The sequence below is a fragment of the Streptosporangium sp. NBC_01810 genome (genome assembly GCF_035917355.1).
GTDB lineage: Bacteria > Actinomycetota > Actinomycetes > Streptosporangiales > Streptosporangiaceae > Streptosporangium.
Genome location: NZ_CP109070.1, coordinates 5,425,564 through 5,449,411 on the forward strand (window position 1 = coordinate 5,425,564; position 23,848 = coordinate 5,449,411).

General features: G+C 68.4%; 17 protein-coding genes and 2 pseudogenes. 15 read left to right on the forward strand and 4 right to left on the reverse strand.

Annotation, left to right across the window (positions count from 1 at the left end; translation table 11 throughout):
* Nucleotides 1-29 precede the first annotated feature (29 nt).
* From OIE13_RS24005 to OIE13_RS24020, 4 genes and pseudogenes are all read left to right on the forward strand, one after another.
* A complete protein-coding gene (locus OIE13_RS24005; protein ID WP_326828784.1) occupies nt 30-1,157 on the forward strand; it encodes a sensor histidine kinase in 1,128 nt (375 codons plus the stop codon).
* Nucleotides 1,154-1,801 (forward strand): response regulator transcription factor, encoded by a 648-nt coding sequence (locus tag OIE13_RS24010; RefSeq protein ID WP_326636334.1) that lies wholly within the window; start codon nt 1,154-1,156, stop codon nt 1,799-1,801. Before OIE13_RS24005 ends, OIE13_RS24010 begins: the two co-directional genes overlap by 4 nt.
* A 90-nt stretch (nt 1,802-1,891) precedes the next feature.
* Nucleotides 1,892-2,530 (forward strand): Uma2 family endonuclease, encoded by a 639-nt coding sequence (locus tag OIE13_RS24015; RefSeq protein WP_326828785.1) that lies wholly within the window; start codon nt 1,892-1,894, stop codon nt 2,528-2,530.
* A gap of 285 nt (nt 2,531-2,815) precedes the next feature.
* Nucleotides 2,816-3,841, forward strand: a pseudogene (locus OIE13_RS24020) (IS701 family transposase); the annotation flags it as partial.
* 39 nt (nt 3,842-3,880) lie between these two features.
* Here the strand turns inward: OIE13_RS24020 and OIE13_RS24025 are convergent.
* Nucleotides 3,881-5,815: a recombinase family protein gene (locus tag OIE13_RS24025; RefSeq protein ID WP_326828787.1), complete on the reverse strand. Its 1,935-nt coding sequence runs from the start codon at nt 5,813-5,815 to the stop codon at nt 3,881-3,883.
* A 516-nt stretch (nt 5,816-6,331) separates the two neighbouring features.
* Between OIE13_RS24025 and OIE13_RS24030 the strand changes: the two are divergent.
* The 7 genes and pseudogenes from OIE13_RS24030 to OIE13_RS24060 all read left to right on the forward strand — a co-directional run.
* Nucleotides 6,332-6,514 (forward strand): annotated as a pseudogene (locus tag OIE13_RS24030) (IS701 family transposase); the annotation flags it as partial.
* Nucleotides 6,511-6,705 carry a hypothetical protein gene (locus OIE13_RS24035; RefSeq protein ID WP_326828789.1) on the forward strand — a complete coding sequence of 65 codons (195 nt, stop codon included), beginning with the start codon at nt 6,511-6,513 and terminating at the stop codon, nt 6,703-6,705. The pseudogene OIE13_RS24030 and the gene OIE13_RS24035, both read left to right, overlap by 4 nt.
* An 83-nt stretch (nt 6,706-6,788) precedes the next feature.
* Nucleotides 6,789-8,621 carry a B12-binding domain-containing radical SAM protein gene (locus OIE13_RS24040; protein WP_326828790.1) on the forward strand — a complete coding sequence of 611 codons (1,833 nt, stop codon included), beginning with the start codon at nt 6,789-6,791 and terminating at the stop codon, nt 8,619-8,621.
* A 36-nt stretch (nt 8,622-8,657) separates the two neighbouring features.
* Nucleotides 8,658-9,563: a pantoate--beta-alanine ligase gene (locus OIE13_RS24045; protein ID WP_326828791.1), complete on the forward strand. Its 906-nt coding sequence runs from the start codon at nt 8,658-8,660 to the stop codon at nt 9,561-9,563.
* Nucleotides 9,560-10,699, forward strand: coding sequence for a glycosyltransferase (locus tag OIE13_RS24050; protein WP_326636323.1), 1,140 nt, complete (start codon nt 9,560-9,562; stop codon nt 10,697-10,699). Before OIE13_RS24045 ends, OIE13_RS24050 begins: the two co-directional genes overlap by 4 nt.
* A gap of 93 nt (nt 10,700-10,792) precedes the next feature.
* Complete coding sequence (hisS, locus tag OIE13_RS24055; protein WP_326636321.1) at nt 10,793-12,121, forward strand: histidine--tRNA ligase; 1,329 nt, start codon at nt 10,793-10,795, stop codon at nt 12,119-12,121.
* A gap of 29 nt (nt 12,122-12,150) precedes the next feature.
* Complete coding sequence (locus OIE13_RS24060) at nt 12,151-13,374, forward strand: ATP phosphoribosyltransferase regulatory subunit (protein WP_326828792.1); 1,224 nt, start codon at nt 12,151-12,153, stop codon at nt 13,372-13,374.
* Here OIE13_RS24060 and OIE13_RS24065 read toward each other — a convergent pair.
* The gene (locus OIE13_RS24065) at nt 13,353-14,183 is read right to left on the reverse strand and encodes an NAD(P)-dependent oxidoreductase (RefSeq protein ID WP_326828793.1); all 831 of its coding nucleotides are present in this window, start codon (nt 14,181-14,183) and stop codon (nt 13,353-13,355) included. The genes OIE13_RS24060 and OIE13_RS24065 overlap by 22 nt on opposite strands.
* Nucleotides 14,184-14,722: 539 nt before the next feature.
* Between OIE13_RS24065 and OIE13_RS24070 the strand changes: the two genes are divergently transcribed.
* Nucleotides 14,723-15,934, forward strand: a complete 1,212-nt coding sequence (locus OIE13_RS24070; protein WP_326828794.1) for a sulfite exporter TauE/SafE family protein — start codon at nt 14,723-14,725, stop codon at nt 15,932-15,934.
* 100 nt (nt 15,935-16,034) lie between these two features.
* Nucleotides 16,035-17,447, forward strand: a complete 1,413-nt coding sequence (locus OIE13_RS24075; RefSeq protein WP_326828795.1) for an SEL1-like repeat protein — start codon at nt 16,035-16,037, stop codon at nt 17,445-17,447.
* Between the two features lie 88 nt (nt 17,448-17,535).
* On the opposite strand, the gene ald is transcribed toward OIE13_RS24075, so the two are convergent.
* Nucleotides 17,536-18,651 (reverse strand): alanine dehydrogenase, encoded by a 1,116-nt coding sequence (gene ald, locus OIE13_RS24080; RefSeq protein ID WP_326636311.1) that lies wholly within the window; start codon nt 18,649-18,651, stop codon nt 17,536-17,538.
* Nucleotides 18,652-18,724: 73 nt separating this feature from the next.
* Entirely contained in the window at nt 18,725-20,119 is a 1,395-nt protein-coding gene (locus tag OIE13_RS24085; RefSeq protein ID WP_326636309.1) for an aspartate aminotransferase family protein, read from the reverse strand.
* A 293-nt stretch (nt 20,120-20,412) separates the two neighbouring features.
* Between OIE13_RS24085 and OIE13_RS24090 the strand changes: the two genes are divergently transcribed.
* Together OIE13_RS24090 and OIE13_RS24095 are read left to right on the forward strand one after the other, a co-directional pair.
* Nucleotides 20,413-21,759, forward strand: coding sequence for a M20/M25/M40 family metallo-hydrolase (locus OIE13_RS24090; protein ID WP_326636307.1), 1,347 nt, complete (start codon nt 20,413-20,415; stop codon nt 21,757-21,759).
* 268 nt (nt 21,760-22,027) lie between these two features.
* Nucleotides 22,028-23,821, forward strand: a complete 1,794-nt coding sequence (locus tag OIE13_RS24095) for a substrate-binding and VWA domain-containing protein (protein ID WP_326636305.1) — start codon at nt 22,028-22,030, stop codon at nt 23,819-23,821.
* The last annotated feature ends 27 nt before the right edge of the window (nt 23,822-23,848 follow it).

Sequence of the window (23,848 nt, forward strand, 5' to 3'; positions counted from 1 at the left end):
GCTATGGAAGCGCACGTACAGTGCTGAGCGTGCGTGCCAAACCCCGCTGGGTCGACCTTCTCCTACCGCTGTTCGTGGGGGCCCTCCAGGTCGCGGGCACACTCGGCGTGCAGTGGTCGCAGATCCACGACACCGGCATGCTCCGCGTCCCGCTCGATCCGCTGGGCTACGTGCTGCTGCTGGCCGGGCCGCTGGCCCTGACCGTCCGGCGCCGCCACCCGGCGCTCAGCGTGGCCGTCGCGGTGGGCTCGACCCTGCTCTTCATCGGCCTGGGCCACGCCTACGGCCCGGTCTTCCTCAGCCCGATCATCGCGTTCTACACCGCCGTGGTCGGCGGCCACCGGCGGGTGGCCTGGCCGCTATGGGGCCTGGCCTACGTGTTCTTCGTGGTCTACACGTCCTGGTTCGCCCCCGCCCCCTCTCCCGGCTGGTTCCACAACATCGCGATGGCCGCGCTGATGGGCCTGGTACTGGCGGTGGCGGAGTTCGTACGGGCCAGAAACGAGCGGCAGGCCGAGCACAAGCGGGTGGAGCGGGAGGAGGTGCGGCGGCAGGCCAGCGAGGAGCGGCTGACCATGGCGCAGGAGCTGCACGACGTGCTCGCGCACAACATCTCCCTCATCCACGTCCAGGCCTCCACCGCGCTGCACCTCATCGAGGACCACCCCGAGCAGGCGCGGACCGCGCTCACCACGATCAAGCAGGCGTCCAAGGACGTGCTGACCGAGATGCGCTCGGTGCTCAACGTGCTCCGCGACGGCGCGCCCCGCTCCCCGACCGCCGGCCTGGACCGGCTCGACGAGCTCACCGAGCGCAGCGGGCTGCGGGTCGTCAAGAACGTCACCGGCGAGGTCAGGCCACTGCCTCCCGGGGTCGACCGGGCCGGCTACCGCATCGTTCAGGAGGCCCTGACCAACGTCACCAGGCACGCCCCGGGCGCCTCGGTCACGGTCGCCCTCGACTACGGCCCCCGCGCGCTGACCCTCCGGGTCACCGACTCGGGCGGCAACGCCCCCGGAGAGAATCTCGGCAGTGGCAACGGCGTCCCCGGCATGCGGGAACGGGCCTCGGCCCTTGGGGGAACGCTGACCGCCGCACACCATGGAAGGGGCTTCCGCGTCGAGGCCCGGCTGCCGATCCCGGAGGAGTCCGAATGATCAAGATTGTCCTCGCCGACGACCAGGCCCTCGTCAGGGCCGGGTTCCGGGCCCTGCTGGACGCGCAGCCGGGGATGACCGTGGTGGCCGAGGCCTCGGACGGGGCGCAGGCACTGCGGCTGGCCGCCGAGCACGAGCCGGACGTGGTCCTGATGGACATCCGCATGCCCGGCATGGACGGGCTGACCGCCACCCGGGAGATGCCTCCCGGGCCGAGGATCATCATCTTGACCACCTTCGAGCTCGACGAGTACGTCTTCGAGGCCCTCCGCAACGGCGCCAGCGGCTTCCTGGTGAAGGACACCGAACCGGCCGAGCTCATCCAGGCCGTCCGGGTGGTGGCCGGAGGCGACGCGCTGCTCTCCCCCGGCGTGACCCGCCGCCTGATCGCCGAGTACGCCAGCCGTGCCAAGGAGCCGCACCGCAGCCGCGATCTCGACCTGCTCACCGACCGGGAGCGCGAGGTCCTCGCCCTGGTCGGCACCGGCATGACCAACGACGAGATCGCCGGCAAGCTCTGCATGAGCCCCGCCACCGCCAAGACCCACGTCAGCCGGACCATGATGAAACTCCATGCCCGCGACCGTGCCCAGCTCGTCGTCATCGCCTACGAATCCGGCCTCGTCCGCCCCGGCTGGGTCTGATCCTCTCGCTTTTTCACCAGAATTCCGCGCTTCACCCCCTCACTCTGGAAAACTCAGCGTGTTCACAACAGCACGGAGGGGCATATGGGTATGGAACTACGACGGCGCCACGCGGATCTGCGGCCATCACCCGAGACCGCGTCCCGACCCCTGCCGCACACACCGCGCGAGCTCTTCGACGCACTTCCCTCCCTTCCAGGGTTACGTGCCGAGGTGATCGGCGGAAGGTTGGTGGTGAGCCCACTGGGGACCCCCGAATACGCCCGAGCTGCGATGCTCCTTTCCTTACGGCTCCACCCACTGATCACGGATGGCGATCTGGAGGCTTACACGAGCAACGTCGCGGTCTGCGTCGACGGGTCCTATGACCCGGTTGTTCCCGACTTCGTGCTGGCCCGGGTCGACTGCCCGCGCTGGGGCGACCGCGAGCTGCTCTCCTCCGGCCTGCTCATGGTGGCCGAGATCGTGTCGCCGGGAAGCGTCACCGACGACCGCGACCGCAAGCCCGACATCTACGCCTCCGGCGGCGTCCCCGTGATGCTCCTCATCGACCCCGTGGCCACCCCCGCCACCGTGACGGTCCTCAGCGACCCCAAGGAAGGGGCGTACCGGACCTCCACCCGGGTCGAGATGGGCTCGCACCTGCACATTCCAGAACCGGTCGACTTCACCCTCGACACGTCGATCTTCGCGACCGCCCAGGGCACAGTGTCAACGACCCCCTCCTGAGGGAGGGGGCTTGAGGCGCGGTAACGCGCCTTGAAGCCCCGCGTTGACCAGCCCTGGCCGTCAGCTCAGGGAGGTGCGTTTTGATGGCTACGTTGGACACGAGATCGCAGACCCACCGGCGGGTGCTTCCTCAGCCTGCCGCTCTGGAATCCGTGGGAGCGGACACGCCCGAGGGTGGGCACGAAACGGCTCACGGACACCGCCTCGCCTTGCATTCCGCACGTGACCCCGGTACTACATTCGTAGATCATGGAATGAGTGCCGGGTGTAGCCCGTTGACCAGGGATGATGGACATCATCACCTACGATCGGATCGTGGCCTGGGAGGAAGATCTTCGCGAGTTGAGTGAGGAGATCGCCGGGCCGTTGTTCACCCGTCCGGAGCCGAGGGCGACGTTCGCGGATCTGGTGCGCGGCCTGCTGGCCGATGTGGCCCGCAAGAACTCCTGGCAGCTGGCCGATCATGTCGGGCATGGCACGGCGTATCGGATCGAGTGGCTGTTGAACGGCGCCAAGTGGGACGCCGACGCGTTGCGCGACCGGGTGCGGGATTACGTCGTGGTCGGTCTGCGGCCCGAGGCGGCGGGTGGCGGGCCGGCCGTGCTCGTTGGCGACGACACCGCTGTGATCAAGAAAGGGGATCGGTCGGTCGGGGTGGCCCACCAGCATTGCGGGTTGACCGGTCAGGTGGAGAACTGCCAGGTCATCTGCATGCTGTCGTATGCCAGTGAGCGCGGGCACGCCTTCATCGACCGAGAGTTGTACCTCCCCCAGGGCTGGGCCGCCGACGCCGAACGGCGCGCGCGGGCCGGAGTACCCGCAGACCGCGACTTCCTGACCAAGCCGCAGCTGATGGCGTTGATGCTGGAGCGGCAACTGGCGGCCGGAGTGGGACTGGACTACTTCGCCGCCGACGCCGGCTACGGCCGCGACCCGGACCTGCGGGAGTTCTGCCATCGGCGTGAGGTCGCCTACGTGCTGGCGGTGCCGGTCGATCTTCCCCTGGTCGGGGTGCGCGGACAGAGCGAATGCGCGGGCCATGTCCTGGATCGGCTGCTGGCTCTGGGGAAGAGGTCGGTGTGGGAACGCCGCTCGTGCGGGGCGGGCACCAAGGGCGCCCGCGTGTATGACTGGACCGCGATCGCGGTGACGGTCACCGACCAGGCGCCCGCTGCCGGATTCACCCATACCCTGCTGCTGCGCCGCTCGATATCCAACCCGGCCGAGGTGAAGTTCTTCCTGGCCCACGCCCCGGCCGGCACGGCCGTACCGGAGTTGATCTCGGTTGCCGGAATGCGCTGGAAGATCGAGATACGCCACCTGTGGTGCCCCTCAAGTCGTGTTCGTCTTTCACTGTGGGACTCCGTCCTGCGGGGATGGTTCGTCGGGGGGCTCGGTCCAGCGGGCGCGGGTGTAGAAGCCCGGCGGCCGACTCCGGCGCTGGTGTAGCCGCCGCAGTTCCGCGGCGTCGGCTGTGATGATCCAGTAGTTGCCTTCGGGGGCGTGCCGGGCGGTGATCCATCCTCGGTAGATCCAGTTGTAGACCGTGGCCAGGGGCATCTCCAGGGCGGCGGCCAGGCCCGGGACCGTCCACTCGCCGGGGTCCAGGTCAGCCAGGGCAGTGGGTCGATCGCGTCGCCGCGGGGCGACGATGCGGTACTGGTTCAGTAAAGTCCGGATCTGGGCGGGTTCGAAGCGGCTGGTCCGCTTGGGCGGCCGGAGCCCTTCGGCGTTGAGCGTGTCGGCGATCTGCCGGGTGGTCTTACCCTGTTCGGCGAGCTCGGTGACGCGGGCGAGCAGCCGCGGGTGGTACGACAGCTGGTCCAGACGGGCGACGGGCCGGATGGCCTGGCCGGTGGTGTGGTGCCCGCCGGCCCAGGTGATGGTGACATCCACCAGTTCGCTGTTCCCGATGACCGCGACGGTGATCTTCTCGATAAGGGTGCGCAGGAGTTCCTTGCGGTCTGCCTGGCCAGTGGTGGGCGCGTTCCAGATCTGCGGCAGATCGCCGGCCAGCTCCCCGATCGCCTGACGTTCTGCGTCAGTGAGTGTCATCGGCAGGGACTCGGTGAACCGCTGGTAGTCGGTTTGCAGGTGGTCGGCCTCGGCCAGGGCGGCTTCCCATTCCTTTTCCAGCTGCCGGACGACCAGGCGGTTCTCCGGTTCGGCCAGCTGGTACTGGCGGCGGGCCCGGTCGGCGGCGTACTGTGCCCGTTCCAGGCGCTGGCGCCAGAGCTTGTCGAGCATGGCCCGTTCGGCCTCGGCCTGGGCCGCCGCGTGGATCGAGATCTCCAGCGCGGCCGGCGCCACCGCGGCCAGCACCTGGCCGGTGACATAAGCGTCCAGGGCGGGCCCGGCGATGTGCTGGCAGGGCCCGCCGGTGCCGTAATTGACCTGGTTGTAGGCGCATACGTAGCCGTGGGCGGGGTTGCGGCTGCTGGGGGTGTGGTAGCGCACGCTCATGCGATGCCCGCCGCCGCATCGGCCGCATCGCAGCAGCCCGGCCAGCAGCGCCGAGCCGTCCCGCGGGGCTCCGGGCGAGGCGGCGGTCTGCCGGTTGGCCGCCATCCGGGCCAGATTCGCCTCATACCGCTCGATGGTGATGTAGGCGGGCATCCGGTCAGGCAGCAGCACCAGCCATTCGTCGCTATCACGGACGATGCGCCCGGTGCTGGGCCGACCCGGTTGCTTGCGGCGCGGGTCGACCCGGCGCCGCCCGTAGGCGTAGTATCCGGCGTAGATCGGATTGTGCAGCATGATCTGCAACGTCTCCCGGGTCGGGCGCCGCCACTCCAGCTCGCCCTTGGCCAGGCCGCCACGCACCCGGACCGGCAACTGGATCTGGTGGTCGACCAAGTAGCGCAGCACCGCGTTCAGCGTGCCCAGCCGGGTGAAGGTGTCGAAGACCAGGCCGACCACGTGCCGGGCCTGCTCATCGGGGTCGAAGACGACCTCTCCCGACGGGCGGCGAACATACCCGATCGGCAGTTGGAAGGCCAGCTCCCCACGTTCGGCCTTGGCCAGCCTGCCCGACAGCATCCGCTGCCGGATCAGGTACAGCTCGGCCTCGCTCATCGTGCCCTTCAACCCCAGCAGCAGCCGGTCATTGTAGAAACTCGGGTCGTAGACACCATCTGGGTCGGCCAGCAGCGCCCCCGACAGCGAGCACAGCTCCAGCAGTTGGTGCCAGTCTCGGCCGGTGCGCGCCAGCCGGGACATCTCGATGCCCAGCACGATGCCCACACGTCCCATCGTGACCTCGGTGACGAGTTTGGCAAAGCCCACCGGGCATCGGCCATCGCGGCCGAGACCCCTAGATCGTCGTCGATCACCACGATCCGGGAACGGGCCCAGCCCAGCGCCGCCGCGCGCTCGACCAGCGCGTACTGCAACCGGGTCGATTCGGTGTGCTCAAGCACCTGCTGCCGGCTGGATTGGCGAACATACACCACCGCCGTCCGGTCCCGATGCTCCGGGCGGATCTTCTCCTGAGGCTGGCCCCAAGGCCGATACCCCGCCAGGCTCATCACGCCCGCCTCCGCTCCGGCCGACCACGGCCCGAGCCGCCAACACGGCCAGCAACCTCACCGTTGCTTGCCGGCTCTCGATCGGTAACCTCACCCAGATCCGGGATCGGGGGGCTCACCGCGCTCACCGGGCACTCGGCCTCACCTGCCTCACCAGACACCGGGGACCGCAACCGGTCGACCAAGGCCACCAGTCGCAGCAACGCCTCCACGCTGAGTATCGCCCCAGGCCCAGACGGTGCAATAGAGAGCAGTCCAGCTACAGGTGCATCACCGGTGGCGGATTGAGGAGAACAACGAGTCCGGCAAGGACCTGCTCGGCCTGGATGAGTACCAGGTCCGCAAGTGGACCCCGTTCCACCGGCACGTCACCACCTCCATGCTCGCTCTGGCCTGGCTCGCCGTCACCCGCGCCCGCCTGGGAAAAGACCCACGGACGAAGGAGAGGAGCAGTTGACGACACCGCGGCTGATCCCTCTCTCCCTGGCCGAGATCCGCCGCCTGCTCGCCCGTACCCTGCTCGCCGCCGTCACCTGCGTCGAGCATGTGCTGGCCTGGTCACGCTTCCGCCGACTCCACCAAGCCCGCGCGCTGATCAGCCACTACCGAAGGCGCGGCGACCCACTACCCCAAGATCTGCGAATGTAGTACGAGGTCGAGGCATTTGCCGCTCTGCTCGCCAAGGATCCGGGGAAATCGACGTGACCTCCGCCGGTGAATTCAGGATCAGTTTGGTAGATCTCTCAGGCGAGACGAAGATTGCCTACACGCCCCTGGGAATCATGCTGCTCAACGCGGCTCTGGTCGGCGATGAACGGCTCAGGGACAATGTGGAGATCTCCCTCCACACGTTCCTGTCGGGTACGAGCCTTGCCTCGATCATCGAAGAGATCCGCGCAGCCCAACCAGATCTTCTGGGCTTCTCCTGCCAGGGCTGGAACGTGATCGCCTACCGGCAGATGCTGCCCACCCTCCGCCAGCTCCTGCCCGACGCGGTCATCGTGTTCGGTGGCAACCACGTGTCCCACCAGGGCGAACGCTGGCTTCGTGAACTCCCGGAACTGGATTTGGTGATCACCGGGGAGGGCGAACGGACGATATGCGAACTCGTCCATTCGATCCGCGACGGCATTCCCGCGTGGGCGGACATCGAGGGTCTCGCCTTCCGGCAGTCAGGCACGGTCGTCGCGACCGCTGATCGACCTCGGATGGCGTCCCTCGACGAGACACCGTCTGCCTACCTGCGGCCGGGCCTGGACCTGACACAGTTCGACGTCGCGCTGTGGGAGACGAACCGGGGATGTCCGTATCACTGCGCGTTCTGCCACTGGGGCGGAGCCGTGGGCCAGAAGCTGACGAAGGCCGCATCTGATCGGCTCGAAACAGAGATCGACGTCATCGGCAGTGCCGGAATCGACACGATCTTCCTCTGCGACGCGAACTTCGGCATCCTCCGCCAAGACGTGGAAGTCGCCCACATGCTGGTGCGAGCGCTCCAACGGCACGGCTCTCCCCACACCGTTCATGTGAACTGGGCCAAGAACCACGCGAAAACTGTCGAGGAGATTCTGGCCGTCTTCCAGGCCGGGGGCATCCACACCAACGTGTACCTGGCGCTGCAGACGATGAGCCGTCCCGCCTTACAACTCGCCGGCAGGTCAGAGCTCGGACGCTCGGAGATGACCGCGATGGCCCAGCGTGTGATCGCCGCCGGTGGCCATGTCGGCGCAGAACTCATCTTCGGGCTCCCCGGCGAGACTCTGAGTGAGTTCCGGGCCGCCTATGACGAACTCTTTCTGTCCTTCCCGAGCCTGCTGATCCACCCGCTGTGGATCCTGCCGAACACCAGCTATGACGCTGACCGCGAGAAGCTCGGGCTGATCACGATCCGCCCGGATCCTTCGGTCGACTACGAGGGAGTCCTCCAGCACACCACCCTCGACATCGAAGAGAACCGGGCCGGCCTACGACTCCTGCTCGCGGATGAGATCTTGATCGGCTCCGGCTGGGCCCGCACGACCGTCCGGGGCATGGCCCACTGGGCCGGTCTGCGGCCGACCGAAGTCCTCGACGCACTTCCGGCTTTCGTCGCAGGGCAAGAGGGACGGCTCGGCCGGGTCCTGTCCAAAGCCTTCGATGAGATCCACGCCGAGTGCTACTTCCACCGGATCCTCCGTAGCCGAGTCCGTAGCGCGATCTACACCGACCGTGACGAGAGCCGGGAGTTGTTGATCGCCTTTCTCGATCACCTCATCGACGACACCGCGCTTCGGGACACGTGCCGACAACTCGCGCTCCACGACACCACGCTGCTTCCTCGCGCCGACCTCGAAGCACGAGCTTCGGCTCCAACTGCCGACAGCCATTTCGAAGCCGCCTACGACACGCACGCCGCAGCGCAGGCCCTGCTGAGCGGGTCCGTTCCGACAAGGCCCTCAAGACGAAGCGTGCCGGTCAAGATCCGCGTGCGGCATCCTTCGGGCTTCGCCGACCACCTGAACGACGCCATCGACCTGTCCGCTCGCTGGGGAGGGCAGGTTGCCGAGGTCTCTCCCCATTCCTGAATCGTCTACCGAGATCCCTTTGCCGAGAGGTGCGCGTTGCTGCACATCAAGTCCGTCGCCGACGCCCGCCCGATCCTGCGAGAGCTCGGGGGAACCGGTCAGTCGATCGGCTCCATCCACACGCTCGGCGCGCTGCACAACGCCCACGGCGAACTCATCCAGCGGTCGGCGAACGAAAACGATCAGACGATCGTGACGGTCTACCCCAACCGGATCCAGCTCTTTCCCGGCAGCGTCTACCAGTACGACCTCGACGCCGACATCGCCCTGGCCGAGTCCCGCGGTGCCACCATCGTCATCTCCTCCGACGACCAGGAGATGTACCCGCCGGAGTACGCGACCTTCATCGACCAGGGCGAGCGCCACCAACGGCTCAACAATTCCGTCTTCGACTTCGCCTCACGCGGCCAGGTCACCGGCGCCATCCGGTGGATCTCCCTGTGCCGCCCGACGGCCAGCTACTTCGGAATGAAAGACATCGAACAGGCCCTGCTGGTCCAGCGTGCCACCCAGGACCTCATGATCGACTGCGAGATCAGGCACGTCCCCTGCGTCCGGCTGAGAGGCAGCGGAGTCCCCCTCTCCTCCCGGCTGCGTTTCCTGCCCGCGGAGCGGCTCGCAGAGGTCGGAAGCATCTACACGGCGCTGGAAGCAGGCCGCCAGGCCGTCCAGAACGGCGAACATGATCCCGGTAAAGTCGTCTCCCTCGTCCGTTCTCTCCTGCGGCAGAGCCTGTCGACGTTCAAGGTCCTCTACGTCACGGTCGTCGACGTCCACACCTTCGGGCCGGTCACGACCATCGAAGGACCACCGTTCATCCTGCACTGCGCGGTGACGGACGGAGACCTTTACCATTTCGACGGCTTGTGCATCAGGACCGCGGATGAGCTCGCCCACTCACCAGAGGTGATCTGGATCGACTCAGTCAGTGATCAGCCATGACGCTCCGGATCCTGGTCGGCCTCCCCAGCTTCAACGAGGCCGAGACCATCGCGACCGTGACCCGGGACATCGATGCCGCTCTGAGCGCGGCGCCCTTCCCGGTCACCGCGTTGCTCGTCAACGCAGACAACTCCTCCACAGACAGAACCGCGGAACAGTTCCTGACCACGGCCACCCAGCATCCGAAGCGGGTACTGACCACCGCTCATGCCTCCGGCAAGGGTACGAACTGGCAGGCGTTGTTCCGGCTTCTGGATGAGGGCGAGTTCGACATCGGTGTGATGGTCGACACGGATCTCGGGGGCGTGCCCGCCTCCTGGATCCACAAACTGATCATCGCCGCCTCGGACAGCGACTTCGCTTTCCCGCTACGCCCGCCCACCTGGAACGGCGGCGACCTCACCTACCAACTCGCCTATCCCATGCTCGCCGGCGTCTTCGGAGCAGATCTCCGGGAGCCGCTCTGCGGCGACATCGCCCTCAGCCGCCGCGGTGCGAAGCTCGTCCTCGATCAGAACTGGACGGACAGCGCGCACAGATTCGGCGTCGACGCCCTCGTCGCATCCGTGGCCCTGTCGTCGTCTTGGCGGATGGTCCCGCTCCAGGAACGGCGCCGCAACAAGCTACGCAGCTTCTCCGGCGGCTTCGGAATGGGACCCAAGTTCGCGGAGGTCGCGATCTCTCTCCAGGAACGCTGCCGCCTCAGGCTGGGGCATCCGCCTCCGCAACGGTTCGACGCCGCACCCATGGCGACTCCAGCCGGTGACAGCCGACCTGTCCCTGCACAAGACGCGGACATCTCCCAGCTCGCAGCAGAAACCAGTCTCCGCCTGGCGGCCGACCTCGGCACAGGAGCCACTAACCATCTGCCCGAGGCCCTTACCGACCAGCTGCGGGAGCGCAGTTCCTCGGGTGCCTTGCCTCAAGGTCTGCCCTGGCCGTTGTGGAGGGAGGTCCTCCTCGCATGGATCAGGGACCAGCATCGAGAGATCCCCATCAGCCTCTTGGAGACCCTGTTCCTCAGTCGTGTGGTGGGGCATCACCACGAGATCAAGGGACGTGCCGACTGGTACGGCACGGTCCGCGACCAAGCACGGGACCTCTTTGATCACTGTCGGTCACTATGGTCATCGTGATGCACCAGGTGGGCTTTAGACTTTGGACGGTGCCGCGCTCAAGGTAGGTACCGGCTCCCGTCCACCTTCAAAGACGAGAAGAGATCACCCGGAATGACCGACGAGCAGATTGTCCGGCCGGCCCCCATCAGCGGATTCACGGAGTGGCTTCCCGAGGTCCGTCTGATCGAACTGGCTTGGCTCGACCAGATTCGCGACGCCTTCGAGCGGTACGGATTCTGCTCGGTCGAGACCCCGTCGGTCGAGGTCCTTGACGCGCTCCTGGCCAAAGGCGAGACCTCGCAGGAGGTCTACACCCTGCGTCGCCTTCAGGGCGGCGAAGACGACAGCGATGCCCGTCTCGGTCTGCACTTCGACCTGACGGTGCCGCTGGCCCGCTACGTCGCCCAGCACTTCAACGACCTGGTCTTCCCGTTCAAGCGGTACCAGATCCAGCGGGTCTGGCGCGGTGAACGGCCTCAGGAGGGCCGCTACCGCGAGTTCACCCAATGCGACATCGACGTGATCGGCGTCGACAGCGTGCCGCTGCACTTCGACGCCGAAATGCCGCGGATCGTGCACGAGATCCTCACCGGTCTGCGCGTAGGCCCGTTCAGCATCAACATCAACAACCGCAAGGTGCTCCAGGGCTTCTACGAGGGTCTGGACATCGACGACCCGATCGCGGTCATCCGCGCGGCCGACAAGCTCGACAAGATCGGCGAGGAGGGAGTCGCCCAGATCCTCACCACCCAGGTCGGGCTGACCGCCGAGCAAGCCACAGCCTGCCTCAGCCTCGCCCGGATCCGCGGAACCGACAGCTCGGTCGTCGAGCAGATCGCCGCACTCGGCCCCAAGAGCGACCTGCTCACCGAGGGCCTCGACGAACTCGCGTTCGTGCTGGACTCACTGGCCGACCTGCCCGAGGGCGGCATCTGCGCCGACCTGTCCATCGCCCGAGGCCTCGACTACTACACAGGCACCGTCTACGAGGGCAAACTCCTCGACTACCCGACCTACGGCAGCATCTGCTCCGGCGGCCGGTACGAGAACCTCGCAGGCACGTTCATCCGCCGCAGCCTGCCCGGCATCGGCATCTCCATCGGCCTCACCCGGATCTTCGCCAAACTCCTGGCCGAAGGGCTGCTGCCCGTCGACGGGCCGAAAAGCCCCAGCGACCTCCTGGTCGTGGTGCCCAGCGACGAACGCTCCAAGCTGGCCAACGCCACCGCGGCCCAGCTCCGGTCCCGCGGCTTCAAGGTGGAGGTCTACCACCAGGCCGACAAGCTCGGGAAACAGATCCGCTACGCCTCCCGCAAGGGCATTCCGTTCATCTGGTTCCCGCCCTTCGAAGACGGCAAGCCGCACGAGGTGAAGGACATGACCAGCGGCGAACAGGCCCCCGCCGACCTCGAGAGCTGGTCACGGCCTACGCAGCCATGACCTCGCGGCACCTCGGCCTCCCCCGGGGGATGCACGACGTCACCCCGGAGCTCGCGGAAGCCCACAATCAGATTCGTCACGACTGGTTTGAGACCTGTCGATTGTCAGGGTTCCAGCCTGTCGAGGTACCGCCTGTGGGTTTCGCGGACACGTTCACCGCCGGGCACCACGCGGCGGGGGAGCGGACCTACCATTTCCCTGACCGAGCCGGCCGCGAACTGGCCCTGGTCTCCGACAGCCTTCCTTCCCTCCTCCGACTCACCGCAGGACGGAAGGCCGTTGACCAGCGGATCGCCCACTGCACCCCGGTCTTCCGGTACGAGCGCCGCCCACGTCGGCACTTCCACCATCTGGGCCTCATGGAGGTCCATTTCCGTAGGCTCACCCCGCCAGAGCACCAGGCGGCCACCGCCCGTCTCCTGTTCACGCTTGCCGACTTCCTCACGGGCAGGCTCAACTTTACCGTCACCCTCTCCAATCCCGGCCTATGGCGGGGCCTGATCGCCAGCGGGACGGCGTCACCCGAACTCAGCGGTGTGCTCAACCGCCTTCGAACGGCTCACGCATCACAGCGGCCGTCCCTCCTCCACGAATCTGGCGCAGATGACGCCGCAGTCCTCCTCGCTGAGCAACTCGTCGCTGCCCCCTCCGGTGCCGAACTCCTCCGTAACGGAGGACCAGCATCAGAACAGGTTGCCGCCTGCCACTCCCTGGCCGAACAGCTTCGAGCCCGCGGAATGAACGCGATCATCGACTTGTCCGAGCTGCACGCCAGCGAGTTCCACGACAGCACCGCATTCCTGCTGCGACCTGACAACGAGCCGAGGCTCCTTGGAGACGGCGGCTCCTACGGAGCGTTCGCCGAGGCGTTCATCGGAACACCCACCAGCCTTCACAGCGCTGTCATCGGCCTCGAAAGGCTCGCTGATCTCCAAGGCCCCAAAGTCGCGGTGCCACCGGCCGTCATCGCCCTCCTCGCCGAGCCCCATGACGAGATGATCAAGATTGCTGACAGCATCTGCAGAGAACTGAGAGGCCAAGGCATCGCCGTCTGGGACGTCCTGATCTCCAAGCCCCTCCGGCAGCATCTACGGGACTTTGCTCGGCTGGGCGTGCCGTACTCCGTGCTCATCGGCGAACGCGAACTGGCGGACTCGCTGCTGACCATCCGGGACCAGGACGGCCGGCACCACAGGGTGGCGAGAACGGATCTGGCTGGTTGGCTGGCCACTCAAGCCAACGGCCGAACCTGACCATCCCGCTGCCCCGTCCGCTCAACCGGATGCCGGAGCGGGGAACCGAGCACGAACCGTTCGAGCTGCTCGTCAACGAACGCCGCAGCGCGATCCCAGAAGTCCCGGGTATTACCGCCGACGTGAGGACTGATCAGCACGCCGGGGCAGGCCCACAACGGATGACCGTCCGGCAACGGCTCCGGATCGACGACATCCAGACCCGCACGCAGGCGGCCGGAGGAGACCTCGGCAAGCAGGGCATCGGAGTCGACCACCGGCCCCCTGGCAACATTGATCAGCAGCGAGCCGTCCTTCATCCGCCCCAGCAGATCCTGATCGACCAACCCTCGCGTCTCATGAGACAACGGCACCGAGACGACCAGCACGTCGACACCCCCGACCAGCTCGGGCAGATCCACGACCCCATGCACACCGGGCCGGGAACGACGCGCCACGGGGAGGACACGCACATCGAAGCCCGCGAGCATTCCGGCCAGGGCCTGCCCCACCGCGCCGAACCCCAGAATGGCCACCGTCTTGCCGACCAGGCCAACTCGCGGACCTGGATCGGACCACACCCCACGCCGCTGGGCCTCCGACCACGCCGGCACGTTGTTCAACGACGCCAGCAGCAAACTCATCGCCGTCTCAGCCGTGGCTCTTGCATGCAGACTCGGGGCGTTGAACAAGGGCACATGTTCCGGCACAGCAGCGATCACGTGATCGACGCCTGAGCTCAGAGCCTGCAGGAACTTCAGCCTCCGCATGGTGGAAACCAAATCGAGGCTCCCCGCGTCGGCGGGATGCGGCAAGACAAAGATCTCCACATTCGACTCTTGCCTCCTCAATCCCTGCGGACCCGGGTAGGTCTCGATCCGAAGGGCTGTGTAAGACCTCACCCGGGTGATCAGATCAGCCGGAAGCCAAACCAGGGGTGCCGTCATGGCCGCACTCTGCCATATGCGGCAGGCCCGGGGAGAAGTTCGTTTTCGAGGCAAGCTGTGAGTGTAACGGCGTGCACGGCTCGCTCGGGGTCACGGTCCTCGTACCCGTCATCTACCTGCCCCTCTTCGTTACCGCAGTGCCTCCTGCAGCTCGGCTTGAAAGGCTGGTCTCTACCGCGCCCCCGAATGGCACCTCGCGACCGGTCGATTCTGTCAGTGGCGGATGCCAGGCTGGGGTCGTGGCAGATCTACTCTCGATCAGAGCCCGCCGACTCTAGCCGTGTTCACCGACCGGGCCGGGAGCCGGGCCGGTGCCGGATGGCGATCGGCTCCCGACGGGAGGGGACCGAACGTCCGGTAAGGGCGGCATGAGCACAGGGTAAGGAAATGTCACTGTCGGTTGGCCTCCGGCGGGATTAGGTTTGCTCCGTGGGGATCTGGAGTGGTACCGGAGACATCCGCTGAGCGCGGGGGCGGCCACACTGTTCGCCGGAGGGCTCGCCGCGGGGCTGGTGGCGGGCACCACCTCGTGCGCGGCCGTGCAGGGCGGCCTGCTCACCGGGCTCTCCTCCGGCGGCCGATCGGCCTGCTCCGGCGGGCGCGGCGGGCTCGCCGCGGGGCTGTCGAGCCCGGCGGCCGTCGCGCTCTTCCTGGCCGGGCGCTCCGGCTCCCACGTGGCGGCCGGGATCCTGCTCGGGCTGGTGGGGTCCGCCGTACAGCTGGGTCCTCAGCTCAGGGCCGCACTGCTCGTCGTGGCCGGGATCGTGGTCATGATCTTCGGGATCCGCACGTTCGGCCGCGAGCGGGACCGCGAACCCGAACCGGACGGGCACGAGTGCGGACAGGCTCAGGGATGCGGCGGGTCGAGCGGTGAACACGGCCCCGACGAGGCTGCGGACGGGCGTGCCCCCCGGCGCGACGCCGCCCCCCGGCGCGGAGCCTTCTCCCGGATCACCGCTCCCGCGCCCAGGGCGGTGGCGCTGGGCGCGGCGACGGTCCTGCTGCCGTGCGGGGTGACGCTCAGCACCGAGATGGTGGCGGTCTCCAGCGGGTCGGCGCTGGGCGGGGCCGCGGTGATGGCGGGGTTCGTGGCCGGGACGGCACCGGCGTTCGCACTGCTCGGACTCATCCTGCGGCGGGCCGCCGCCACCAGGCTGGCGGCGCTGGCGGGGGTCGTCGCGCTGGCGGCGGGCCTGTGGACCGTCTCCTCGGGGCTGCGCCTGGGAGGCTGGCTGCCCGGATCCGGCGGCCCGGCGCCAGCCGTGGGCCATCCGGTGCCGGCAACGGACGGCCCGGCGGAGATGACGGGCGGCCGGCGAGGGACGACGTCAGCCGGCCCGACAGGCGCCCCGGACGGCCCGGCGGGAACGGCCACGCGCACCGGCGGCGTGCAGCGGATCGAGATCTGGGCCACCCGCGACGGCTACCGTCCCGGTGTGGTGACCGCCCGCGCGGGAGTGCCCACCGAACTCGTCTTCCGCCTCGCAGGCGACCCCGGCTGCAACCGGACGCTCACGATCGACGGCCGCGACGTGGCGCTCCCCGCCACCGTGCGGCTCGGCGCACGGGGCGCGGGTTCCCTGCGCTACATCTGCTCGATGGGGATGTACATGGGATTCGTGCACTTCGTCTGAGCCGGACGCGAGGCGGAAGTCCATGATTACCCTCCGCTGTCGGCCGGTTACATGGCACTCTGTGATCTGTCGGCTGCGTGCCGTCGGCAAGGAGGGGGACATGGGGTGGTGGCCTGACGACCCGGAGGCGAGCGCGGGGCTGATACCCACCCCCCGGAGCACTGAGCACGAGAACGATACGGACGGCGAGACGGAGCTGCTGCTCTCCGCGCACGGCGGTGACGTGCAGGCCGCTCACCTGCTCGGCCGCCACTTCGCGCAGCGGGGCGACCGCTCGGCGGCGCGGCACTGGTGGGAGCGCGCGGCGGTCGCGGGCAACCTCGACAGCGCCTACAACCTGGGTGTCTGGCACGAGAAGCACGGCACCCCCGCGGAGGCCGCGAGGTGGTACGAGTTGGCGGCCGACGCCGGCGACGTCGAGGCCGCGGTGAACCTGGCGACGCTCCTGCTCGACCAGCACGGCGACGCCCCGGCCGCCCGGCGGTGGTACGAGACGGCGGCAAGGGCGGGTTCCCGTGCCGCGGCCAGGAGGCTCGCGCTGCTCTGCGAGGACGCCGGCGAGGCGAAGTCCGCCGGGGAGTGGCACCGCAGGGCCGCGATGGACGGCGATCTGGCCTCGGCTCACGACCTGGGTTTTCTCGCCTACGCCTCCGGCGAGGATGACGAGACGCTGCGCTGGTGGGAGCTGGCCGCCCGGGGCGGTCACGCCGACGCGGCCTACCACCTCGGCCTGTTCCTGCAGGCCAACCGTGATCCGGAGGGGGCGGAGGCGTTCTACCGGCTGGCCGCCAGGAACGAGCACCCCGGAGCCGCGTCCCAGCTCGGCGGCATCGCGCTCTCCCTCGGCGACCTGCGCACCGCTCGCGCCTGGTTCGAGCGGGCCGCCTGCACCGGCAGGATCGACGACCAGCGGACCGCGGGGTTCGTGTGCGTGGAGATGAGCGACGCGCGTGGGGCCGGCCACTGGTTCAGCCGGGCCGCGGCGGGTGGTGATCCGGAGGCCGCTTTCAATTTCGGTCTGCTGCTCATCGCCGAGCACAGCGACCTGCGGGGCGGGCAGCACTGGTTCCGCCAGGCGGCACAGGCCGGGCACCACAGGGCCGCCGTCGAGCTGGCCGCGCTGCTGTCGGCCGCGGGTTTCTCCCGCGAGGCGGAGCGGTGGCTGTCCGATCCGCCGTCCCCCCTCTGGGATCGGGCCACCGAACCCGAACTCGTCGCCCGCGCCGAGCTGGCCGCGGCCGCCGTGGCCCGGCGGGGCGGTGCCCCGCTGAGGATCGGCGACCTGACCGAGCTCCTTGGCACCTGGGATCTCGTCACCCGGCCGCTGCGTGACCACACGGACGTCACGGCCTGGCTGACCGAACGGAGCGGTCTGTCACCGGGTGCGATCGAACACCTGGCGTCCATCCGGGCCACGCTGCTCCGTCCCGGCGGTGTTCCCTGGCCGACCCCGGCGGAGGTCGAGCAGGCCCTGGTCACCGTTCGCGCCCTGCGCTCCGCCTGGTCAACGTGACCGATGCCGTGCGCTCCCCCGGTCAACGTGACCGATGCCGTGCGGCCCGCGTCCCAACGGGATGGGACGCGGGCCGCACAGGACCGGTTCAGGCGGCGATGACCTCGGAGATCGGCACGTAGGGCAGGTCGAGGGCGATGGCGACCTGCTCGTTGGTGAGCCGTCCCGCGTGGGTGTTGAGGCCCAGCGCGAGGGAGGCATCCTGCTTGAGCGCGTTCTCCCAGCCGAGGCCGGCCAGCTTGACCGCGTAGGGCAGCGTGGCGTTGGTCAGCGCGTAGGTGGAGGTGTTGGCGACCGAACCCGGCATGTTGGCCACGCAGTAGAAGATCGAGTCGTGGACCCGGTAGGTCGGCTCGGCGTGCGTGGTCGGCCGGGAGTCCTCGAAGCAGCCGCCCTGGTCGATGGCGATGTCGACGAGCACGGAGCCCGGCCTCATGGAGGAGACCAGCTCGTTGGAGACGAGGGTCGGGGCCTTGGCGCCGGGGATCAGTACGGCCCCGATGACCAGGTCGGCCGTCACGACCTCCTTCTCGATCGCGTACGAGGTCGAGACGAGGGTCTTGAGCCGGCCCTGGTAGATGGCGTCGATGAAGCGCAGGCGATCGACGTTGAGGTCGAGGACCGTGACGTCCGCGCCCATGCCGACCGCGATCTGCGCGGCGTTGAGCCCGGCCACGCCGGCGCCGATGACGACGACCTTGGCGGGGGCCACGCCCGGCACGCCGCCGGGCAGCACGCCGCGCCCGCCGTTGAAGCGCATCAGGTTGTAGGCGCCGACCTGCGGGGCCAGGCGGCCCGCGACCTCGGACATCGGGGCGAGCAGCGGCAGGGTGTTGCCGACCTGGACCGTCTCGTACGCGATGGCGGTGACCTGCCGCTCCAGCAGGGCCTCGGCGCACTCGCGGCCGGCCGCGAGGTGCAGGTAGGTGAAGAGCACCTGGCCGGGGCGCATGCGGTGGTACTCCTCCGCGATGGGCTCCTTCACCTTGAGGATCATCTCCGCCTGGCCCCACACCTCGTCGGCGGAGTCAAGGATCTTGGCTCCGGCGGAGAGATAGTCCTCGTCACCGAGGTGCGAGCCGATGCCCGCGCCGCGCTGGACGTAGACGTCGTGGCCGTGCCGGGCAAGTTCGTACACACCTGCCGGGGTCGCGGCGACACGGTACTCATGGTTCTTGACCTCGGCAGGCACGCCGATTTTCATGGAGGTTCCTTTCGACTTCTCGATGGGGGATGTCACGGCGGGCCTCCGGCGAGCCGTGCGCGGCCGCTCATGCTCAGAGCCGGCTCCACGCCTCCTTCAGCACCGAACGGAGGATGGACCCGATCTCGTCGAACTCCTTGGGGCCGCAGATGAGCGGCGGGGCGAGCTGGATGACCGGGTCGCCGCGGTCGTCGGCGCGGCAGTACAGGCCCGCCTCGTACAGGGCTCCGGAGAGGAAGCCCCTGATGAGACGTTCCGACTCGTCGGCGTTGAAGGTCTCCTTGGTGGCCTTGTCCTTGACGAGCTCGACGCCCCAGAAGTAACCGGAGCCGCGCACGTCGCCGACGATCGGCAGGTCGAGGAGGCTCTCCAGGGTGGAGCGGAAGACCGGCTCGTTGCGGGTGACGTGGCCGAGCAGGTCCTCCCGCTCGAACAGGTCGAGGTTGGCCAGCGCGACGGCCGAGGAGACCGGGTGACCGCCGAAGGTGTAGCCGTGGGCGAACATCTCGGTGCCGTTCTTGAACGGCTCGAAGAGGCGATCGGAGGCGATCATGGCGCCGATCGGCGAGTAGCCGCTGGTCATGCCCTTGGCGCAGGTGATGATGTCGGGGACGTAGTCGAACTTCTGCCCGCCGAACATGGTACCGAGGCGGCCGAAGGCGCAGATGACCTCGTCCGAGACGAGCAGGACATCGTACTCGTCGCAGATCTCACGGAGGCGCTGGAAGTATCCGGGCGGCGGCGGGAAGCAGCCTCCGGCGTTCTGCACCGGCTCGACGAAGACGGCGGCCACCGTGTCGGGGCCCTCCATCTCGATGGCGCGGGCGACGCGCTCGGCGGCCCAGTAGCCGTACTGCTCCGGTGTCATGCCGGGCACGCCGGTGATCTCGTCGGCACGGTAGTGGTTGGTGTTGGGCACTCGGACCGAGCCCGGGACCAGCGGCTCGAACATCTGCTTGAAGGCGGGGATGCCGGTGATCGACAGGGCGCCCTGCGGGGTGCCGTGGTAGGCGATCTGGCGGCTGATGACCTTGTGCTTGAGCGGCTTGCCGGTCAGCTTGAAATACTGCTTGGCGAGCTTCCACGCGCTCTCGACGGCCTCGCCGCCGCCGGTGGTGAAGAAGACCCGGTTGAGATCGCCGGGGGTCTCGGCGGCGAGACGCTGGGCCAGCTCGACCGCCTTGGGGTGCGCGTACGACCAGAGCGGGAAGAACGCCAGCTCCTGGGCCTGCTTGGCGGCGGCCTCGGCCAGCTCGCTGCGGCCGTGTCCCGCCTGGACCACGAAGAGCCCGGCGAGGCCGTCGAGGTAGCGCTTGCCGTGCACGTCGTAGATGTGGGAGCCCTCGCCCCTCACGATCATCGGAACCTCGGCGCCCTCGTACGAGCTGTGCCGGGTGAAGTGCATCCACAGGTTGTCCTGCGCGGCCTTCATGAGCGAGGTCACGTCGGTGTTTTCAGGGTGCTTCATCACGATCTTCCCTCGTTTAGCTGAGCTCCCACCAGTCTGCCTGCCAGAACCTCTCTTGCCAAGCGAAAACATGGCATTGAAGTGTTTAGTTCGCCGAAATCCGCAAAACATGCATGCAACAACGACGAAATCCGTCATAGGGTGACGGCGCCCGACAGTGGCGCCCGGAATCTTACCCAACCCCCTGTTCCACTTGGCGGAACCCTGGTATGCCGACGCCACGTGCGAGCGCCTCCGCACCGGCGGCTGTGATCCAATAGGACGGACCAGATATTCAGATGCGAGGGAAAGTCGTGACTCCTGACGAGATCGAGAACGCCGTCACCGCCGGTCTGCCCCAGGCGATCGCGGACCTCAAGAGGCTCGTCGCCATCCCCTCCGTGGCCTTCCCCGGCCACCCGGAGGAGCCCGTGCACGCGGCCGCCGCGGTGACCGAGGAGCTGCTGCGGAGCACCGGCCTGCCCCGCGTTCAGCAGATCCCCGTCGCGGGGAGCTTCCCCGCCGTCTACGCCGAGGCCCCTGCCCCGCCGGGCGCGCCGACCGTTCTCCTGTACGCCCACTACGACGTGCAGCCCACGGGTGACCTCGCACTCTGGCGCACCCCGCCCTTCGAGCCGACGGAGATCAACGGCGCGATCCACGGCCGCGGCGCGGCCGATGACAAGTCGGGCGTCATCTCTCACGTCGCGGCGCTCCGCGCCTTCCAGGGCCGCTTCCCGGTCGGCGTCAAGGTCATCATCGAGGGCCAGGAGGAGTACGCCGGCGAGCGCCTGGAGTCCTTCGTCGAGCACAACCCCGAACTGTTCCGCGCCGACGCGATCGTGGTCGCCGACACCGGTAACCCCCGGGTGGGCGACCCGTCGGTGACGACCTCGCTGCGCGGCATGGGCGCCTTCACCGTCGAGGTGCGCACCCTCAAGGAGTCGCTGCACAGCGGCTCGTTCGGCGGCGCCGCCCCGGATGCCCTAGCGGCGCTGATCCGGATGCTCGCCGCCCTGCACGACGACCACGGCGACATCCGCGTTCCCGGCCTGCCGCGCGGCAGATTCCTCGGCTCCGGCCCGTCGGAGGAGGACTTCCGGTCCACCGCGGGTGTGCTCGACGGCGTCTCCACCATCGGCTCGGGCTCGCTGGCGGACCGCCTGTGGGCCTCGTACGCGATCACGGTCACCGGCCTGGACGTGCCGCCGCTCTCCGGCGCCGTCAACGCGGTCCAGGCTGTCGCCAGGGCCCGGGTGACCGTGCGGGTTCCCCCGGCCGGCGACCCGAAGACGACGGTCGAGGCGGTCGTCGACTTCCTGCGGCAGGTCGCACCCTGGGGCGTCCAGGTGGACGTCGGCGACTACACCATGGGCTCCGGCTACCTCGCCGACACCGGCGGCGCGGCCCGCTCCGCGCTGAACCGGGCCATGGAACGCGCCTTCGGCCGCCCGCCGCGCGACGTCGGCGCCGGCGGCTCGATCCCGCTCGTCTCCACCTTCGCCAGGCAGTTCCCCGCCGCCGCGATCCTGCTCTTCGGCGCCGAGGACGACGACGCGGCGATCCACGCCCCCAACGAGCGGGTGAACATCGAGGAACTCCGTCGCACCGCCACCGCCGAGGCGCTCTTCCTCCAGGAGTACGGCTCCGCGACGGCCTGATCGCCCGGGTATCCGGCACGACGCGCCAGGCGTGTCGTGCCGGATGCGATACAGGACCGATACGACACGGGAGGCGTACGGCACGGCCGGCTGTCCGGCTGAGTCCCGTCTTTTCGGGCTTTCCCGAAGTTCCACGGCCCGGCGAAAAAGTCCCGTCTTTTCGGGCTTTCCCGAAGTTCCACGGCCCGGCGAAAAAGTCCCGTCTTTTCGGGCTTTCCCGAAGTTCCACGGCCCGGCGAAAAAGTGCTGAAGGTCGTACGATCATCCAGTGGTCTATCCCCCCGCAAGACCCCGCCGGCGTGTCCTGCCGTATCTGCTCGCCGTGGTACTCGCCATCGCCCTGATCGCCGGACTGCGCTGGTACTTCAGCGGCGGCCCGGGGGACGAGCCGAACGAGCCCGGCGCCTGTTCCGGCGAGTCGACGCAGATCAGGGTGGCGTCCTCGCAGGACAAGATCTGGATCCTGCGCGAGGTCGCGAAGGAGTACAGCGGCCGTACCGTGGCCGGGCGCTGCGCCGACGTGGTCATCGACGAGGCCAACTCCGGCACCGCGATGCGGGCGCTGGCCAAGGGGTGGGACGAGAAGACCGACGGCAGGCGGCCGGACGTCTGGTCCCCCGCCGCGTCGGCGTGGGTGACGCTGCTGCGCCAGCAGGCCTCCAGCACCGACGGCACCGTACCGGTCGCCGACGGCAAACCGAGCCCGATCGTCACCGCGCCCCTGGTCTTCGCGATGCCCAAGCCGATGGCCCAGGCACTGGGCTGGCCCGGCAAGGCGATCGGCTGGTCGGAGCTGGCCGGGCTGGCGGCCGACCCGCGAGGGTGGGCGAAGTACGGCCACCCCGAGTGGGGCCGGTTCAAGCTGGGCAAGACCAACCCCAACTTCTCCACCAGCGGCCTGAACGCCACCATCGGCGCCTACTTCGCCGCCACCGGCACCACCTCGGACCTGACGGCCCGTGACGTGGCCGACGCCAAGACCAGGAACTTCGTCCAGGGCGTGGAGCAGTCGATCGTGCACTACGGCGACATCTCCATGACGTTCCTGGGGAACCTGCTGCGCGCGGACGACCGAGGCGAGTCGATGGCCTACATCTCCGCGATCACCGTCGAGGAGAACTCGGTCACCGACTACAACCGGGGCAACCCCTCGGGCAACCCGGCGACCCTGGGACGGCACGCCCCGCCGCGCACCCCGCTGGTAGCGGTCAACCCCAAGGAGGGCACGCTCTACTCCGACCACCCCTACGTGCCGCTGACCTGGATGGACGCGGCCAAGAAAGCGGTCGCCGACGACTTTCTGACCTACCTGCACAGCCCCGAGGCTCAGGCGAGGTTCCAGTCGTACGGCTACCGCTCCTTCGAGGGAAAGCCGGGCCCGCAGGCCACGGAGCAGAACGGCGTCATCCCCGACGCCAAGATCACTACGCTGAGCCCGCCCACCCCCGCCGTCCTGGACAGGGTCCTGCGGAGCTGGTCTGAGCTGCGCAAGCGGGCCAACGTACTGATCGTGGTGGACAAATCGGGCTCGATGGAGGAGGAGGCGGCGGGCACCGGCGAGACCCGCCTGGAACTGGCCAAGAAGGCGGCGATCAACGCGCTGCCCCAGTTCCGGGGGGACGACAAGGTCGGTCTCTGGGCCTTCTCCACCGCGCAGGACGGCGAGAAGGACTATCTGGAGCTGGTCCCGATCGACCGGGTGTCGAAGATCGGTGACTCTCTCCGCGACCAGTTGAACGGGCTGGCCGCCGGGGGCGGAACCGGGCTGTACGACACCACGCTGGCGGCCGTCGAGCGGATGCGCGGGGCCAAGGACGAGGGGGCCATCAACGCGGTGGTCTTCCTCACCGACGGCAAGAACGAGAAGAACGGCGGCAGCGATCTGGACAACCTGCTCGGCAGGCTCACCCCGGACGTGCGGCTGTTCACCATCGGGTACGGCGAGGGCGCGGACCAGGGGGTGCTCAAGCAGATCGCCGAGGCCACCGACGGTGCCGCCTACGACTCGTCGCGAGCCGACACCATCGACCAGGTCTTCACCAGCGTGATCTCCAACTTCTGATCGCGAGGACTTTTGACCGGGGAGAAC

What these genes read in the sequence shown, in the direction of transcription:
- OIE13_RS24010 (WP_326636334.1), top strand. Translation starts at nt 1,154, where the DNA reads ATGATCAAGATTGTCCTCGCCGACGACCAGGCCCTCGTCAGGGCCGGG.
- OIE13_RS24015 (WP_326828785.1), top strand. Translation starts at nt 1,892, where the DNA reads ATGGAACTACGACGGCGCCACGCGGATCTGCGGCCATCACCCGAGACC.
- OIE13_RS24050 (WP_326636323.1), top strand. Translation starts at nt 9,560, where the DNA reads ATGACGCTCCGGATCCTGGTCGGCCTCCCCAGCTTCAACGAGGCCGAG.
- hisS (WP_326636321.1), top strand. Translation starts at nt 10,793, where the DNA reads ATGACCGACGAGCAGATTGTCCGGCCGGCCCCCATCAGCGGATTCACG.
- OIE13_RS24060 (WP_326828792.1), top strand. Translation starts at nt 12,151, where the DNA reads ATGCACGACGTCACCCCGGAGCTCGCGGAAGCCCACAATCAGATTCGT.
- OIE13_RS24075 (WP_326828795.1), top strand. Translation starts at nt 16,035, where the DNA reads ATGGGGTGGTGGCCTGACGACCCGGAGGCGAGCGCGGGGCTGATACCC.
- ald (WP_326636311.1), bottom strand. Translation starts at nt 18,651, where the DNA reads ATGAAAATCGGCGTGCCTGCCGAGGTCAAGAACCATGAGTACCGTGTC.
- OIE13_RS24085 (WP_326636309.1), bottom strand. Translation starts at nt 20,119, where the DNA reads ATGAAGCACCCTGAAAACACCGACGTGACCTCGCTCATGAAGGCCGCG.